General features: G+C 56.2%; 15 protein-coding genes. 7 read left to right on the top strand and 8 right to left on the bottom strand.

The genetic code is table 11. The features are described from left to right. Position 1: 1 nt before the first annotated feature. Entirely contained in the window at positions 2-412 is a 411-nt protein-coding gene (locus DSM25558_RS02085; protein WP_077101251.1) for a hypothetical protein, read from the bottom strand. 112 nt (positions 413-524) lie between these two features. Between DSM25558_RS02085 and DSM25558_RS02080 the strand changes: the two genes are divergently transcribed. Next, entirely contained in the window at positions 525-980 is a 456-nt protein-coding gene (locus DSM25558_RS02080) for a GNAT family N-acetyltransferase (protein WP_077101249.1), read from the top strand. Between the two features lie 6 nt (positions 981-986). Here DSM25558_RS02080 and DSM25558_RS02075 read toward each other — a convergent pair whose 3' ends face one another. After that, positions 987-2,180: an AI-2E family transporter gene (locus tag DSM25558_RS02075; protein WP_077101496.1), complete on the bottom strand. Its 1,194-nt coding sequence runs from the start codon at positions 2,178-2,180 to the stop codon at positions 987-989. Positions 2,181-2,404: 224 nt separating this feature from the next. On the opposite strand from DSM25558_RS02075, the gene DSM25558_RS02070 reads away from it, so the two are divergent. Then, on the top strand, positions 2,405-4,132 hold the full coding sequence (locus DSM25558_RS02070; protein ID WP_077101494.1) for an ABC transporter ATP-binding protein: 1,728 nt from the start codon (positions 2,405-2,407) through the stop codon (positions 4,130-4,132). A 10-nt stretch (positions 4,133-4,142) separates the two neighbouring features. On the opposite strand, the gene DSM25558_RS02065 is transcribed toward DSM25558_RS02070, so the two are convergent. After that, a complete protein-coding gene (locus tag DSM25558_RS02065) occupies positions 4,143-4,376 on the bottom strand; it encodes a flagellar basal body-associated FliL family protein (RefSeq protein ID WP_103584193.1) in 234 nt (77 codons plus the stop codon). Between the two features lie 145 nt (positions 4,377-4,521). Between DSM25558_RS02065 and DSM25558_RS02060 the strand changes: the two genes are divergently transcribed. Continuing rightward, complete coding sequence (locus tag DSM25558_RS02060; RefSeq protein WP_077101247.1) at positions 4,522-5,781, top strand: glycerate kinase type-2 family protein; 1,260 nt, start codon at positions 4,522-4,524, stop codon at positions 5,779-5,781. Between the two features lie 45 nt (positions 5,782-5,826). Next, positions 5,827-6,183: a cupin domain-containing protein gene (locus tag DSM25558_RS02055; protein WP_077101245.1), complete on the top strand. Its 357-nt coding sequence runs from the start codon at positions 5,827-5,829 to the stop codon at positions 6,181-6,183. Between the two features lie 4 nt (positions 6,184-6,187). Here DSM25558_RS02055 and DSM25558_RS02050 read toward each other — a convergent pair whose 3' ends face one another. From DSM25558_RS02050 to DSM25558_RS02030, 5 genes are all read right to left on the bottom strand, one after another. After that, complete coding sequence (locus DSM25558_RS02050; protein WP_244554086.1) at positions 6,188-6,562, bottom strand: type II toxin-antitoxin system VapC family toxin; 375 nt, start codon at positions 6,560-6,562, stop codon at positions 6,188-6,190. A gap of 8 nt (positions 6,563-6,570) precedes the next feature. After that, entirely contained in the window at positions 6,571-6,816 is a 246-nt protein-coding gene (locus DSM25558_RS02045; protein ID WP_143239981.1) for a hypothetical protein, read from the bottom strand. 66 nt (positions 6,817-6,882) lie between these two features. Further along, the gene (locus DSM25558_RS02040; RefSeq protein WP_077101239.1) at positions 6,883-8,130 is read right to left on the bottom strand and encodes a cytochrome P450; all 1,248 of its coding nucleotides are present in this window, start codon (positions 8,128-8,130) and stop codon (positions 6,883-6,885) included. 41 nt (positions 8,131-8,171) lie between these two features. Then, the gene (gene ggt, locus DSM25558_RS02035; RefSeq protein ID WP_077101237.1) at positions 8,172-9,929 is read right to left on the bottom strand and encodes a gamma-glutamyltransferase; all 1,758 of its coding nucleotides are present in this window, start codon (positions 9,927-9,929) and stop codon (positions 8,172-8,174) included. A 68-nt stretch (positions 9,930-9,997) separates the two neighbouring features. Continuing rightward, positions 9,998-11,245 carry a GGDEF domain-containing protein gene (locus DSM25558_RS02030; RefSeq protein WP_077101235.1) on the bottom strand — a complete coding sequence of 416 codons (1,248 nt, stop codon included), beginning with the start codon at positions 11,243-11,245 and terminating at the stop codon, positions 9,998-10,000. Between the two features lie 449 nt (positions 11,246-11,694). On the opposite strand from DSM25558_RS02030, the gene clpP reads away from it, so the two are divergent. The 3 genes from clpP to lon all read left to right on the top strand — a co-directional run bounded on the left by clpP (position 11,695) and on the right by lon (position 16,798). After that, positions 11,695-12,327, top strand: coding sequence for an ATP-dependent Clp endopeptidase proteolytic subunit ClpP (gene clpP, locus DSM25558_RS02025; RefSeq protein ID WP_077101234.1), 633 nt, complete (start codon positions 11,695-11,697; stop codon positions 12,325-12,327). Positions 12,328-12,687: 360 nt separating this feature from the next. Further along, entirely contained in the window at positions 12,688-13,965 is a 1,278-nt protein-coding gene (gene clpX / locus DSM25558_RS02020; protein ID WP_077101232.1) for an ATP-dependent Clp protease ATP-binding subunit ClpX, read from the top strand. 415 nt (positions 13,966-14,380) lie between these two features. Continuing rightward, on the top strand, positions 14,381-16,798 hold the full coding sequence (lon, locus tag DSM25558_RS02015) for an endopeptidase La (protein WP_077101230.1): 2,418 nt from the start codon (positions 14,381-14,383) through the stop codon (positions 16,796-16,798). Positions 16,799-16,826 lie beyond the last annotated feature (28 nt).

Raw genomic sequence — 16,826 nt, 5'->3', positions numbered from 1 at the left:
CTTATTTAGTGAAGCGCCGGGCGATCCATGAATAGCTGTCTTCCACCATGCGCACCGGCTTGCCAAGCACTTCCTTGACACCTTCCGTGGAGGGCAAAATCTTGCGCACGCGGCCAATGGCGCGTTGTGTCAGGGTCTGTTCTTCCTGCGGTGCGAGAGCAGGTGCGACGCCCGATACATCCGGCGTCTGTGCATCGGCTTTCGCCGTTTCGTTCTTTGGCGTTTCGGGTGTCTGGCACACGGCGACGATGACCGGATAGGACGCGTTCGCGAAATTGCCGAGCTGCTTTTCCGATTCGGCATCGCACAGTTCTATGCTCGTCCAACGTTGTTGAAGCGTGGCGATGTGCTGGCAATCGGTCGCGCTGTCGTCGCAGCCGAGAATGGTCATTAAAACAAGCGCTGTTCGCATTTTCGCTCTGTTGCCTCTGGCCGGAGAATCCTACAAACCGGAGTGATCTAACGCAATTGCAGTCTTATTGCGACGAACAGTTGGGCATTCAGAAAAATTAACGGAAATTACCATGTTAGTCGAAATCAAACTCGAGCATCCGCGCCAACCGGAAATCCAAAGCCTCATGGAGATGTCGAACACCTACATGGCTTCGCTTTATCCCGCGGAAAGCAACCACATGGTGGATCTCGATGCGCTTGAGAAGCCGAATGCGTCATTCTTCGTGGCGCGAAATGATGGCACGATCGTCGGCTGCTGCGCACTTGTGGAAGCGGGGGATAGCACGGCTGAAATCAAACGTATGTTCGTTGATCCGCAAGCGCGTGGTCTCAGCATCGGTAAGTTGATGATGCAGGCTGTTATCGCGCGCGGGCAGGGGCTGGCACTATCGGCCATTCGTCTGGAAACCGGAATCAGCCAGCCGGAAGCGATCGGCCTCTACCGCAAGGCGGGCTTCGTGGAAATCGAACCCTTCCCGCCCTATAAGCCAGACCCTCTGAGCATGTTCATGGAATTGAAGCTCTAAAGCCGATTAGATCGCCGTCTTTCGTAGCGGTGGAGGTTCATTTATCTCCGCCGTGGCCTCGGTCATTTCGGCTTCGATTGCCGAAATTTCCACTTCGCGCACCCATTCACGCCACACTGCAACCAGCAACGCCATAAGGACCGGGCCGATAAACAGGCCGAGGAACCCCATTGTCTTCACACCACCGACGAGACCGAAGAAGGTCGGCAGAAACGGCAGCTTGATGGGGCCGCCGACAAGGCGCGGGCGGATGGTTTTGTCGACAATGAAAAGCTCGATAGAGCCCCAAGCGAATAGCGCGATACCTGCGGTGACGGAACCGCTGGCAACGAGATAGACGGACACCAGCGTGAAGGACAGCGGTGCACCACCGGGAATGAGCGCCATGACACCGGTCAAAACACCCAGCGTGACGGGCGAGGGAACGCCCGCGATCCAGTAGGCGATGCCCAAAATGATGCCTTCACCGATGGCGATCAGCGTCATGCCTGTGACCGTGGAGCTGATGGTGGCGGGAACGACGCGGGAAATGCGCTCCCAGCGAGTCGGCAGGATGCGCTCTCCAACCAGGTCGATCTGCCTCGCGAAGCTCACGCCGTTGCGATAGACAAAAAACAGTGCAATCAGCATGAAAAGCAGTGTCAGGATAAGGTGGAAGGCACCATTACCAGCGGCCACGATGGCGCGGTAGATATTGCCGATATTGGCACCGCTGACGAGCTGGATGACTTCGCCGATGGCACCGGGTGTGCCGATGTAGCGAACCCACTGCTCGCTCATCCATGCGCCAAGGCCGGGCAGGGCGGCAATCCATTCGGGTACGGGAGCGCCGGTCTTGTTGACTTCGACGGCCCAGCCGAACCATTCGCGGACTTCACTGGCCGTGTAGGAGGCGGCAATGAAAATGGGAACGATGAGGAAAGCGATGATGAGAAGCAGCGCGATTGTCGCGCCCACCGTGGTGTTGCCGCCGACGCGACGAAGCAGTTCACGATAAACAGGCCAGCTGGCAAAACCGATGACGAGTGCGGCCAAGACCGGCACAAGAAAGCCATAGAAGAAATAGATGCCAGCAGCGACAATCAGAAACAGAAGCCAGCGGGCGGCCGAAATGGACGGTACGAGCGCAGTACGAGCATGGGTGGCCGGACTTAGCCAACGCGGCTCTCCGCCTTTTCTATGATTGTCGATTTTCGTCAAAACGGCGTCTCTTTCGCATTCCCCGAATGGATCGTATTCTGTCATCATTTAGTGGACAGTTTACAACATATTACATCACCATTTCGTTTTTATAGTGTTCGCTCATTTAATCGGGGCATTTTCTTAAAAATAACGCAACGCGCCTTGGCCTCTGGAAACAAATATGAGAGTTGAAGGCTGATTTTACAACTTTACGGCGGCTTCGCGCCGTTATGGACAAAAACATGCTTCGCCGCTTCTTCTCCTACTACCGCCCTTACCGGGGTCTGTTCATTCTCGATTTCTCCTGCGCCGTGCTTTCCGGCCTTTTGGAACTCGGGTTCCCCATGGCGGTCAAGGTCTTCGTGGATGTGTTGATGCCAGCGGGTGACTGGCAGCTCATCATGATGGCATCCATCGGTCTTCTGGTGATCTACGTGCTGAACACAGGGCTGATGGCGACTGTCACCTATTGGGGACATATGCTGGGCATCAATATCGAAACGGATATGCGCAGACATGCGTTCGATCATTTGCAGAAGCTGTCCTTCCGGTTCTTCGACAATCAGAAAACCGGTCATCTGGTGGGGCGACTCACCAAGGATCTCGAAGAAATAGGCGAGGTGGCGCATCACGGCCCCGAAGACCTGTTCATTGCCATCATGACCTTTTTCGGCGCTTTCCTGCTGATGATGTCGGTCAATGTACCGCTGGCGCTGATCACCGCCGCCATCGTGCCTGTCACGGCATGGGTGACGAGCCGCTACGGTGCCCGCATGACCAATAATTTCCGCGCGCTCTATGGCCGTGTCGGCGCGTTCAATGCACGCATTGAGGAAAATGTCGGTGGCATGCGTGTCGTTCAGGCATTTGCGAACGAAGATCACGAGCGCGCGCTGTTCGAGCAGGATAATCAGAACTACCGTCAGACCAAACTCAACGCCTACAAGATCATGGCGGCCAGTACGTCGCTGAGTTACATGAGCATGCGTCTGACGCAGATGATCATCATGATCTGCGGCGCATGGTTCGTCCTTACTGGCGATCTGACGAGTGGCGGGTTCATCGGCTTTCTGCTGCTGGTCAATGTGTTCTTCCGCCCGGTCGAAAAAATCAATTCCGTCATCGAAACCTATCCCAAGGGCATTGCCGGTTTTCGTCGGTTTACAGAACTGATCGATACCGCTCCGGATATTGCCGATGCACCCGACGCTATCGTTGCACCGGCCTTGCGTGGCGAAATCACATACAAGGATGTGAGCTTCGGCTATAGCGATGGAAAGCAGGTTCTCAGCAACATTGATTTGACGATCAAGGCGGGCGAAACGGTTGCTTTCGTTGGTCCATCCGGCGCGGGAAAGACCACGCTCTGCTCCTTGCTACCGCGTTTTTATGAAGTCACGGGCGGCTCGATCAGCATCGATGGCATCGATATCAGGCACATGACGCTTGCGTCGCTGCGCAGCCAGATCGGCATTGTACAGCAGGACGTGTTTCTGTTTGGCGGAACGATCCGCGAAAACATCGAATATGGGCGTCTCGGTGCAAATGAAACGGATATCTGGGAGGCCGCGCGCAGAGCCAGACTGGACAGCGTCATCCAGGATATGCCTGATGGCATGGACACTGTTATCGGTGAACGGGGCGTGAAACTCTCCGGCGGTCAGAAACAGCGCATGGCGATTGCACGCATGTTCCTGAAAAACCCGCCGATTCTCATTCTGGACGAGGCAACATCCGCTCTCGATACGGAAACGGAAAGAGCCATCCAGCAATCGCTCGCAGAGCTCGCCAAGGGCCGCACGACGCTGGTTATCGCTCACAGGCTGGCAACGATCCGCGACGCGTCACGCATCGTGGTCGTGGATGAAAGCGGCATTGTTGAAACCGGCGATCACCACTCGCTTCTGGCTTCCAAGGGGCCTTACAGCCGCCTCTATGAAGCGCAATTCGGCGCGCAACTGTTGGTGTGAGTGTGGCGGATTACGGCGCTGCAGGAGTATCTATCGTCGGGTTTGCCTCCGGTTTTCCCGGATGCGAATTGACGAGGTAGGTCACCGCAACTGCACCCGCGGCCACGATCAACACCACGATGATCAGCATCGTGAACGTCCAGGGGCTGGATTTGCGGCGCGACCATATGATCTTGCGACCGCGCAAGCGGTCCTTGTTTTTATCGTCGTGATATTCCGGTCCCAGATTTTCGGTGTTGGACATGCCATCCCCCTCGTTTTGCAAGTCTTTGCTGTTAGGGCCAACGCGTAACTCCGTGCGAAGTTCAACGAGATGACCTTGCCCTGCCGGACGGTGCCCGTCATTGTGTCGGCGAAACACCACGTTAGATGCCTGATGGAGGACCGATTTGATTTCCAATCCGCGCGCTTTGCTGGAGGAGTTGTTTTTCGCAGCGGTCAAAGCGGCTGACCCCTATGAGGCGATCTTAAGTCACCTGCCGGAGCGTCCAAAAGGCCGCACCATCGTCATCGGTGCAGGCAAGGCGGCAAGCCAGATGGCGCAGGCGTTCGAGCGCGCATGGCCGCATCCGTTCGACGGGCTGGTCGTTGCGCGCCACGGCCCGATCGCAGAATGTCACAGCACCAAGGTTCTCCAGTCTGCACACCCCGTCCCGGACGACGCCGGCCTTTATGCCGGGCAGTCGCTGATGGCGCATGTTCGAGGGCTGACAGCGGATGATCTGGTCATCGCGCTGATATCCGGTGGGGGCTCGGCTCTTTTGCCCGCACCGCCCGAGGGTTTCACACTGGCGGATGAGATCGCCCTCAATGAAGTGCTGCTGGCATCCGGCGCGCCTATTTCTGCGATGAATGTGGTGCGTAAGCATTTCTCCCGCATCAAGGGTGGCAGACTTGCCGCGCTGGTCTATCCCGCTCGCGTCGTTTCTCTGGTTGTGTCAGATGTCCCCGGCGACAACCCGGCATTCGTGGCATCTGGTCCGACCGTGCCCGATGAAAGCAATGCCGACGAAGCTTTGCGCACCATCCGAGCCTACCGAATCGACCTGCCAGAACGGATGATCGAAAGCATCCGTCAGGCGACCGCGCCGAAACCGACGGATGCGATTTTTGCTGTAAACGAAGTCCACGTCATCGCTTCGTCACGCGTCTCTCTCAACGCTGTGGCAGAGCTCGCCCGGCAGCGGGGCGTGCATCCTCTTATCCTCTCCGACACCATTGAAGGTGAGGCGAAGGACATAGGCCGTATGCATGCGGCGCTCGCACGGGAATTTTCCGTAAACGGCGCGTTCGACAAGCCGCTGCTGCTGCTTTCCGGTGGTGAAACCACGGTGACGATCGGCAGCGGTCGCTACGGCAAAGGTGGACGCAACGCTGAACTGCTGCTCTCTGCCGCGCTCGATCTCCAAGGGATAGCGGGCCTTACCGCTCTTGCGGCAGATACGGACGGTATCGACGGTTCGGAAAACAACGCAGGCGCGTTCTGCGATGGCGATAGCATCACCCGCATTCGCGCTGCAGGCGGCGATGCCCGCGCACTTCTTGCCGGCCACGACGCATGGTCCGCTTTCGACCTCGCAGGCGACCTCTTCGTGCCAGGGCCAACCGGAACGAATGTCAATGATTTCCGGGCGTTTCTGCTGGAGTAATCCGGCAGACCTCCCGATGACCATATCAAATCAGGAAAGCCGCTCATGACGAACATTCTCAACTTCAAGCCAGATGGCGATCTCGCCGCGATCCAGCCAGAAGACGGTGCACCAGCACCCGACCGGCTGATTTCAGGCAACCCGAAGTTCACCACATGGAACATCGAGGAAGCCACCGGCGGCATCTACGCCGGAATCTGGCAATCCACGCCCGGCAAATGGCGCGTCGAATATGACGAGTGGGAATATTTCAATATCCTCGAAGGCCACTCGATCCTGACCGAAAACGACAGCCAACCCATCCACCTCAAAGCCGGAGACCGCCACATCATCCGCCCGGGTTTCAAAGGAACGTGGGAAGTGGTGGAGACGACGCGCAAGGATTATGTCGTGAGGTTGTGAGGGCCTACCAGCGCGTCAGTACACCAAGAGACGGCATCTTCTCATCGATGGATATTAGCGCCATGTTTTCGATAATTGCCTGAGCCGCGAGAATGCGATCAAAGGGGTCACGGTGCTCACCGGGTAACATGGCGCTTCGAACCATGTGAGCGCTGTTGATCGGAAGCTCTATAAAGCCTTCCTGCTGGATAACGCCTGCGAAGTCTGGAAGTATGAGCGACGCGGTTGGCAACCGGCCTTTTGCGAATTTGGTCGCGATTTCCCAAGCGGATGCGGCGCTGACGTATATTTCGTTTTCTGCGTCAGCGACTATTGATCGCGCTTGCACCGAAAGCTGCTCATCATCACTGAGCCACCACAGCAAAGTATGCGTATCCAACAGATACTTCATTCAGCTGCGAATTCTTTGAGTTCATCGTCAGTCAAGGGCTCGAAGAACTGCGGTCCGACAACGAGCGCTCCCTTAAAACGACCTGGTACGCGTCTCGGTTTAGCTGCACTTGTTGTTGGAGAGTTTGTGTCTGCCGCTGTAAGTGCGCCTATTTCTTTGGCTAAGCGTTCAAGCTTTTCCTTAAGAGAGTCAGACGTTTGAAGACGCGCCGCGTCTGTGTTCTTTTTGGATTTGCTCGCCACGAAATTCGCCTCGTCGGTATCCTGTATGAATATCATACAGGATTGGCAACAAGAAAAAAGTCCGCATCACCACACCAAATCAAGCTGCTCCAGTCCGTAGAAATGATACACGTCCTTCACCGTCGGCCGCTCCGCAATTCGTAGCCCCGGCAAGCGCTTGAACAGCAACGGGAGCACGATGTTGAGCTCCAGCCTTGCCAGCGGCGCGCCGATGCAGAAGTGGATGCCCGCGCCGAACGAGAGGTTTGGAGCTTCTGCGCGGTCCGGTTTGAAGGTGAGCGGGTTGGTAAATTTCTGTGGGTCGAGATTGGCGGCGGCTAAGATGAGGCTGACTTTGTCGCCGCGCTTGAAGGTGATGCCATCGATCTCGACCGTTTCCAGCGCCCAGCGTTGGAAGATGTGAACGGGTGCACCGATGCGCAACGTTTCTTCCACTGTTCTCTCGGTCGATTTTTCGTCGTGAAAGAGGAGAGCAGGGTCGCTCCCGCTTTCGAGGATGACGCGAACCGAATTGCCGATCTGGTGGACGGTGGCCTCGTGACCGGCGTTGAGCAGAACGATAGTGGTCGAAATCAATTCGTCGTCGGTGAGGTACTGGCCTTTATGCTCCGTATGGATCATGTGGCTGAGCAGGTCGTCTTTCGGTTCCGCGCGCCGCTCTGCAATGACACTTCGCACGTAATCCGCAAATTCCTGTGCGGCGATGTCTGCGGCCAGTTCATCGTCGCGGGTGCGTTTGAACATGTACATGCCGACATAGGCATGCGACCATTTCAGTAGTTGTGGGCCCATTTCTTCCGGAATGCCGATCATCCGCGCAATCATTGTCACGGGAATGATATCGGCGAATGATGACAACAGCTCCGCCTTGCCGTCTTTTTCGAAGCGATCGATTAGCCCGTTGGCGAGCGCTTCGATTTCCGGCTTCATCTTCTCGACATGGCGAGAGACGAAGGCGCGGTTTACCAGCGTTCGCAGCCGCGTGTGTTCCGGCGGCTCTATCTCCAGCAGCGAATGGCGTTCGGCGGCATCGAAATGACGGACGTGTTCGAGAGGCTGCGGCAGGCCCAGTTCTTCACGGGTTGCGACATGCAGGATTTGCCGACCGAATCGGCGGTCACGCAGCAATGCGTTCACATGGTCATAGCCGGTGAAGAACCATTGCTTCTGCTCCTCCCAGTAAAATGTGGGACAGTGCGCATGCAACGCCGCGTAGACGGCGTTGGGGTCGCTGTAGAAAGCGGGGTTGCGGGCGTCTAGCGAAACCGAGCGTGTGTTGGTGTCGATGCGGAGGAAATCAGGCACGTTTTTCATGCCAGATCTCTAGCGCAAACCTACCCTCCACGGAAGCGATTCTATTCACCCACAGCCACGCCTTCGCGGCGCGGATCGGCGCTGCCGACGAGGCCGTTGGCGGTGATTTCTATAGCGTGCAGACCGGAGTTCATCTCGCCCGGCTTTACCTCGTAACCCATTGCTTTCAGTGGCTCTGCGAATTTCTCCGCATCCGTCCCGGCTTCGATGTCATAGGTGCCGAAGCGGTTGATGAGATGCGGTTGTGCGACGATTTTTTCCACCGGCATGCCCCAGTCGATATAGGCAATCAGCGCCTGCGCGACATAGCCGATGATCTGGCTGCCGCCGGGTGAGCCGATGGCCATCAGCGGCTTGCCATCCTTCATCACGATTGTCGGTGCCATGGAGGAGCGTGGACGTTTGCCGGGCTCCACGCGGTTGGCCACCGGCAAGCTGCCATCATGGGTCTTGAAGGAGAAATCCGTCAGTTCGTTGTTCAGCAAAAAGCCGTTGGTCATCAGGCGTGAGCCGAAGCCGCCTTCGATGGTCGTCGTCATGGAGAGAACGTTGCCCTGCTTGTCAACAATCACAAAGTGGCTGGTGGACGGCATTTCCAGCGCCGGGCCACGACCGAACAGCAGCGCGTGATCCCATGTCGGCTCGCCCGCTTTGACGGCATCGGGAGCAAGTGCCTTGTCTCCATCCAGCAGGGAGGCGCGGGTGGCGAGATAATCCTTTGTCAGCAACCCCTTGATCGGTAGCGGCATGAAATCCGGGTCTGCCAGATAGCGTTCGCGGTCGGCAAAGGCCAGGCGCTGCGCATCGCCAATCAAACGCCAGCTTTCGACATTGTCAGGGCCAAGCGCCTTGATGTCGAAGTTTTCGATAACGCCCAATATCTGACCCACGGCGACGGCACCGGAGGAGGGCGGTCCCATGCCGCAAATATCAAGCGCGCGATACTTGGCGCAGACCGGCTCGCGCTCTTTCGTGCGATAGTTCGCCAGATCGGCAAGAGACAGAACGCCGGGGTTGCCGCTCGCTTCTCGAACCGTTTTGACAATCGCCTCGGCAATCGGCCCGCTGTAAAAGGCATCCGCCCCTTTGGTCGCGATCGTGTTCAGCGTTTGCGCATAGGCGGGGTTTTTGAGCACGGCACCTGCCTTCAGCGGCGCGCCGTCGGCATCGTAGAAATACCCACGCGCTCCTTCATATTTCTTCAGCCTGTCTCCGTCCGATGCAATCAGGGATGCAAGGCGGGGTGAGACTTGGAAGCCGTCTTTCGCAAGATTTTCAGCGGGGCTGAAAAGACCGGCCCATGGTTTCGTGCCGTATTTCTTGTGCACATCGGAAAGCAATCGCACTGTGCCAGGCGTACCGACGGAGCGCCCGCCAATCACCGCATCCAGAAACTTCAGCGGCTGGCCGGTTTCATCAAGGAACAGCTTTGGCGTCGCTTCCATCGGCGCGGTTTCGCGCCCATCGAATGTGGTGATCTTGTTTGCCGTGGCATCGTAATAAACGAGGAAGCTGCCGCCACCCAGGCCGGAGCTTTGTGGCTCTACCAGCCCCAGCACCGTCTGCACGGCCACCATGGCATCAATGGCATTGCCGCCATCGGCTATCACCTTTCGGCCAGCCTCGGCGGCCAGCGGATTGGCTGCGGCGACCATGTAGTTTTTCGTCTCTACTCGGGCAGCGGTGGTCGTGCCTGTCGCCTTTTCCGGGGCTATCGTGTCGGATGCCTGCTGGGCCTGAACTGCCCCTGCAACCACTGTCGCTGATAACAGAAGACTGGTGAAAAACCTGACATGCATGACGAAACCTCCAACACTTGCGCAGATGCCATGATGGGATCGCAAGCGCGTCGAGGTCAAGTCGTGGTTTATCGATTTGCGATATGGGTAATGCGGGTGAGGGCCGCCACCTGTCGGTCGGCATTGTTATCGCATGGGTCTTCGTCGCGGTCGTCTGCGGGTATGACGATGTTGATAGACCCTTCACGCACGACAGTACGGTTGCGGCCTTCCTTCTTGGCTCCATACAGCGCGCGGTCGGACATGGTCAGCATCGCATCGAGATCGGCATCCGAGGCTCTCTGGCAGAAAACACCGGCGCTGACCGTTGCGAAGAAGCGTTCGTTGTCTGCAAGCAGCGCGAGACGGCTGAAGCGAATACGGATGGCTTCTGCCAGGATCGCAGCTTTCGATGGATCGTCGGTTTCGATCAGGCAGGCGAATTCCTCGCCGCCCATGCGGATCAAAACGCCTTGTCCACGCACGATCTCGCCTGCCTCTGCGCAGAACCGAACCAGCACCTCGTCGCCGCGCTGGTGACCATACCTGTCGTTGATGTTCTTGAAGTGATCGATATCGAACAGGATGAGAGCGATGTGGCGGGATTTGGTGCCGACCTTCGTCTTCAACATCTCGAAGGCGTCGGTCATGCCACGCCGGTTCAACGTCCCGGTCAGATGATCCGTCATGGCGAGGTGTTGCAGACGGCGTTCGGTATCTTCCATGAACATTTTGATGCTGATCATCAGCAGCACGATAAAGCCGAAGGACCCTGCCACCGCAACAGGTGCCGTCAGTGGCACCACCTGTCCGGTTGCCAGATTGTAGGGGATTACCAGCGACGCGGTTATCGCGCCCATGAAGGCCTGGACGATCAGTGCGCCAATCAGCACCTTTCGTGTTTTCGATATGTATTCGCTCGACATCACCAGAACGCCGGCCAGCATGAAATAACCGACGGCGGCACAGATGTGATAGAGGATGATCCGGGCTTCCATGCTGTCACGAACCGGCGGCACGAACATGAAAGCCACCCATATGAGCGCCGGAATGGCGATCCAGCCGTCGATCTTGCGGTCTTCGAGTTTCAAAAGACCAGCAAGCCAGAAACCGAATGCGGACAGCGCTATGGTATTGCCGACCTGGATCGACAGGACGTTGGGTATTTCTCCGCGCAACAACACGAGAATGGCTCCGACGCCCACAAGCGCGAAACCGGATGCGAAGCATAGATGATATTTCTTCGACGGATTGTGCAGCCACAGCACCGCCAGAACGGCGGCGATGGTCAATGTTTGCATGGACCAGATAAGCATGCCTGTTTTAGCGTCTAGCACTGCACTATCCCTGTCTGTCTCGGCGTAAATGCGGAAACATATGCGCGCATCGTTCGGCGCTCAGACTTCCGCGTGAAGATGAATGTCCTGCAAAACCTGAAGCATCATCGTGATGCAAATCGGTCGGGCGGCAGTATCGACGTTTAATCCCTAAGAAGTCGTTTCTACTTCACGTTAGGAGAGGTTGTGCGTGTATATTTACAGTGAATTTAAGAATTGGTTGACCAATATGCCGTTTCACCGTTGATGACGGACGCGACCGTATCAATTCGTGTGGCGTCATTTCGAGCGCCCTAGTATGGCGGCCTAGGAAATTTGCCGGGACGTCATTAAGGATATACGCCGTCGAGCCTTGAAGAACGGTGTCATCACACTCTATGTAGTGAGTAGACGAATTGAATTGATTCCGGGTGCTGATGCCTCCGGGTAAGAGTTGACAAAGGACGGACATGACAAATCCAGTTGATACCGCCATGGCTCTGGTGCCGATGGTTGTGGAGCAGACCAATCGCGGCGAACGGTCCTATGACATTTACTCACGCCTTCTCAAGGAACGTATCATCTTCCTGACCGGTCCGGTGGAAGATCATATGGCGTCGCTGGTTTGCGCGCAGCTGCTGTTTCTGGAATCGGAAAATCCGAAGAAGGAAATCGCGCTCTACATCAACTCGCCAGGTGGCGTCGTAACCGCTGGCATGGCGATTTACGATACGATGCAGTTCATTCGTCCGGCCGTTTCCACGCTGTGCGTTGGTCAGGCTGCGTCCATGGGCTCGCTGCTTCTCGCCGCCGGCGAAAAGGGCATGCGCTTCTGCACGCCGAATGCCCGCATCATGGTTCACCAGCCGTCGGGCGGCTTCCAGGGCCAGGCTTCCGATATCGAACGCCATGCGCGCGATATCATCAAGATGAAGCGTCGCCTCAATGAAGTCTACGTGAAGCATACGGGTCGTACACTTGAAGAAGTTGAAAACACGCTGGACCGTGACCACTTTATGGACGCGGACGAGGCCAAGAACTGGGGCGTCATCGACAAAATCCTGACCTCGCGTCAGGAGATGGAAGGCGCAATCGCCAGCTAAGCTTTTCGTTTATGACTGTTGTTTGAACCCGCGAAGTGAAAATCGGGGGTTTAAACCACAAAATAAAGCGCTAATAGTAGATATTAAGGCTGTGTTGAATTTTTATGACGTAGCTTTGAGTCGCCTCGAAAAATCCGTTTTGGGTTGATGACGGGGCGAATGACGAATAAAACCGGAGCGATAGTCGCTTCGGTGGCTGAAGGGGAATTCGTTGCCGCCGTTTCAGGTTCACAATCTGATGCGGTTAGTGCCCCGGGAACGAAGCCGATACGAAAGCTTGTGAAAAGCGGGCGTGTTGGCAGACGGTAAGTTGACCGCGATCCGCCTGGCGGACCAGCGGCGTGCTGGAAGGAAAGTGATATGAGCAAAGTCAGCGGCAGCAACGGCGGCGACTCTAAGAATACACTCTATTGTTCATTCTGCGGCAAGAGCCAGCACGAAGTCCGGAAACTCATTGCCGGACCGACGGTGTTCATTTGCGATGAATGCGTCGAATTGTGCATGGACATCATCCGCGAGGAGAACAAGACCTCGATGGTGAAATCGCGCGAGGGTGTTCCCACCCCGCAGGACATCATCAAGATTCTCGACGAATATGTTATCGGCCAGAAGCAGGCGAAGAAAATCCTGTCCGTGGCTGTTCACAACCATTACAAGCGCCTTGCGAACTCTTCCAAGAACGGCGACATAGAGTTGGCGAAGTCGAACATCATGCTGGTTGGACCGACCGGCTGCGGCAAGACCTATCTTGCCCAGACTTTGGCCCGCATCATCGACGTTCCCTTCACCATGGCTGACGCGACGACGCTGACGGAAGCCGGTTACGTGGGTGAAGATGTTGAAAACATCATCCTCAAGCTGCTCCAGTCTGCCGATTACAACGTTGAACGCGCTCAGCGCGGCATCGTCTATATCGATGAAGTGGACAAGATTTCCCGCAAGTCTGACAACCCGTCCATCACACGTGACGTGTCGGGCGAGGGCGTTCAGCAGGCGCTTCTGAAGATCATGGAAGGCACGGTTGCATCCGTTCCTCCGCAGGGTGGCCGCAAGCATCCGCAGCAGGAATTCCTGCAGGTGGATACGACCAACATCCTGTTCATCTGCGGCGGTGCGTTTGCTGGTCTCGACAAGATCATTTCTGCCCGTGGCGAAAAGACCTCCATCGGTTTTGGCGCAACGGTGAAGGCGGAAGACGATCGTCGTGTGGGCGAAGTGCTGCGCGAGCTGGAGCCGGAAGATCTGGTCAAGTTCGGCCTCATCCCCGAGTTCATCGGCCGTCTGCCGGTTCTGGCGACGCTCGAAGACCTGGATGAAGATGCGCTGATCCAGATTCTGTCGGAGCCGAAGAACGCTTTGATCAAGCAGTACCAGCGCCTGTTCGAGATGGAAGACGTCGAGCTGACATTCCAGGGCGATGCGCTTCGCGAAATCGCGCGTCGTGCGATTACCCGCAAGACCGGTGCTCGTGGACTGCGTTCGATCATGGAGAAAATCCTGCTCGATACGATGTTCGAGCTGCCGACACTGGATGGCGTTCGGGAAGTGGTCATCTCTGACGAAGTTGTCAGTGGTGCCGCACGTCCGCTTTACATCTATGCGGATCGTCAGGACGAAAAAGCCAACGTTTCGGCATAGGCTTCAAACGCACGTCTTTGAAATGGAAAGGCCCACCGCAAGTGGGCCTTTTTTGCGTTTTATGCACGGGAAAGGTTGCATTATGGCGTCGTGATCCGATTTTGCGTTTGGAGCGGATTGCGCTTTCCTGATAAAGTTTTAGAAGTGATTTGCAGCGCGATATGACGTTTTTTTGAATGTCGGCTGCTTTTTCCGATTCGGCGTGGCGGGCGGAAAACGGAAAATATAAAGCGTATTGTTGCGTGTAGCGTATTTGAAGTTTTATCCCGTCCAGGACGGAAGGGTATCTGCTGTTGTGACTTGAAAATGACGGTGGCGAACTCCACTTTCAGTCACGACAAAGAATATGCCGGAAACTCCCACAAGATAGTCCGGCAAGTGTCTCTCCCAAGAGAGGCCATTGAAAGGAAATGATATGACGAACATTACGTCTGCTGCATCTGGCGGTACATATCCCGTACTCCCTCTGCGCGACATTGTCGTTTTCCCGCACATGATCGTTCCGCTCTTCGTCGGGCGGGAAAAGTCTATTCGTGCGCTGGAAGAAGTCATGGGCTCGGACAGGCAGATCATGCTGGTCACCCAGATCAACGCCAGCGATGATGATCCTGATACATCTGCCATTCACAAGGTCGGCACCGTTGCCAACGTTTTGCAGCTTCTGAAGCTGCCTGATGGCACGGTCAAGGTTCTGGTCGAAGGCAAAGGCCGCGCCAAGATCGAGGAATACACCGACCGCGAAGACTTCTACGAAGCGACAGCAGTCTTGCTGGACGAGCCGGAGGAAGATCCTGTCGAGAACGAGGCACTGTCTCGCTCGGTGGTTTCCGAGTTCGAAAGCTATGTGAAGCTCAACAAGAAGATTTCACCGGAAGTCGTTGGCGCTGCTGGACAAATCGATGATTACTCCAAGCTGGCTGACACGGTTGCCTCGCATCTGTCTATCAAGATCACCGAAAAGCAGGAAATGCTGGAAACGGTGAGCGTGAAGCAGCGCCTCGAAAAGGCACTCGGCTTCATGGAAGGTGAGATTTCCGTTCTGCAGGTCGAAAAGCGTATCCGCTCGCGCGTCAAGCGCCAGATGGAGAAGACCCAGCGCGAGTATTACCTGAACGAACAGATGAAGGCGATCCAGAAGGAACTCGGCGACGGCGAAGATGGCCGTGACGAGATGGCCGAGCTGGAAGAGCGCATTGCCAAGACCAAGCTCTCCAAGGAGGCCAGGGAAAAGGCCGACGCGGAGATGAAGAAGCTGCGCCAGATGAGCCCGATGTCTGCGGAAGCGACCGTCGTGCGCAACTATCTGGATTGGTTGGTTGGTCTGCCATGGGGCAAGAAGTCCAAGATCAAGACGGACCTGAACGCGGCTGAAGCGGTTCTTGAGCTGGATCATTTTGGCCTCGACAAGGTCAAGGAACGCATTGTCGAATATCTGGCCGTGCAGGCCCGTGCTTCGAAAATCCGCGGCCCGATCCTGTGCCTCGTTGGTCCTCCAGGCGTTGGTAAGACCTCGCTTGCGAAGTCCATTGCCAAGGCAACCGGTCGTGAATATGTGCGTATGGCCCTGGGTGGCGTTCGCGATGAAGCGGAAATCCGCGGCCATCGTCGGACCTATATCGGCTCCATGCCTGGCAAGATCGTCCAGTCGATGAAGAAGGCGAAGAAATCCAATCCGCTCTTCCTGCTCGATGAAATCGACAAGATGGGCCAGGACTTCCGTGGCGATCCGTCATCTGCTTTGCTGGAGGTGTTAGATCCGGAACAGAACTCCACATTCATGGACCACTATCTCGAAGTGGAATACGACCTGTCGGACGTCATGTTCGTGACCACCGCCAACACGCTGAACATTCCAGGCCCATTGATGGACCGTATGGAAGTGATCCGCATTGCCGGTTACACGGAAGACGAAAAGCGCGAAATCGCCAAGCGTCACCTGCTGCCCAAGGCAATCAAGGAACATGCGTTGCGCCCGGAAGAGTTTTCCGTCAGCGACGATGCCCTGATGGCCATTAGCCAGCAATATACCCGCGAAGCCGGTGTTCGCAGCTTTGAGCGTGAGTTGATGAAACTCGCCCGCAAGGCAGTGACCGAAATCATCAAGGGTAAATCGACGTCTGTTGCCGTTACGGCTGCGAACATCAACGATTACCTTGGTGTTCCAAGATATCGTCACGGTGAAGCAGAAGGCGAAGATCAGGTTGGTGTCGTTACCGGTCTGGCATGGACGGAAGTCGGCGGCGAATTGCTGACGATCGAAGGCGTCATGATGCCGGGCAAAGGTCGCATGACCGTGACCGGCAACCTGAAGGAAGTGATGAAGGAATCCATTTCGGCGGCGGCATCCTATGTTCGCTCGCGCGCTGTGGATTTCGGGATCGAGCCGCCTCGTTTCGACAAGTCGGACATCCACGTTCACGTTCCAGAAGGTGCGACACCGAAGGATGGTCCATCCGCAGGTGTTGCTATGGCAACCGCCATCGTTTCGATCATGACCGGTATTCCTGTGGACAAGAACGTTGCGATGACGGGCGAAATCACCCTTCGCGGTCGTATCCTGCCCATCGGCGGTCTGAAGGAAAAGCTGTTGGCAGCGCTTCGTGGCGGCATCAAGAAGGTGCTGATCCCTGAGGAGAATGCCAAGGACTTGGCCGAGATTCCTGACAACGTTAAGAACGAGATGGAAATCATCCCGGTCGCACGCATGGGTGAAGTTCTGCGTCATGCGTTGGTGCGTATGCCAGAGCCGATCGAATGGGATGGCAGCATCGAGACGCCTGTAATTGCAACTGTTGAAGGCGTCGATGATGCGGGTCAGACAATTGCGCATTGAGTTGCGACCGCAGATCATGATGCTAAAT

Origin of the sequence: Agrobacterium sp. DSM 25558 (assembly GCF_900100825.1) — a bacterium.
Taxonomy (GTDB): Bacteria; Pseudomonadota; Alphaproteobacteria; order Rhizobiales; family Rhizobiaceae; genus Agrobacterium.
The sequence above is the reverse complement of the archived record's forward strand: the minus strand, read 5'-3'. Positions and strand labels throughout refer to the sequence as shown.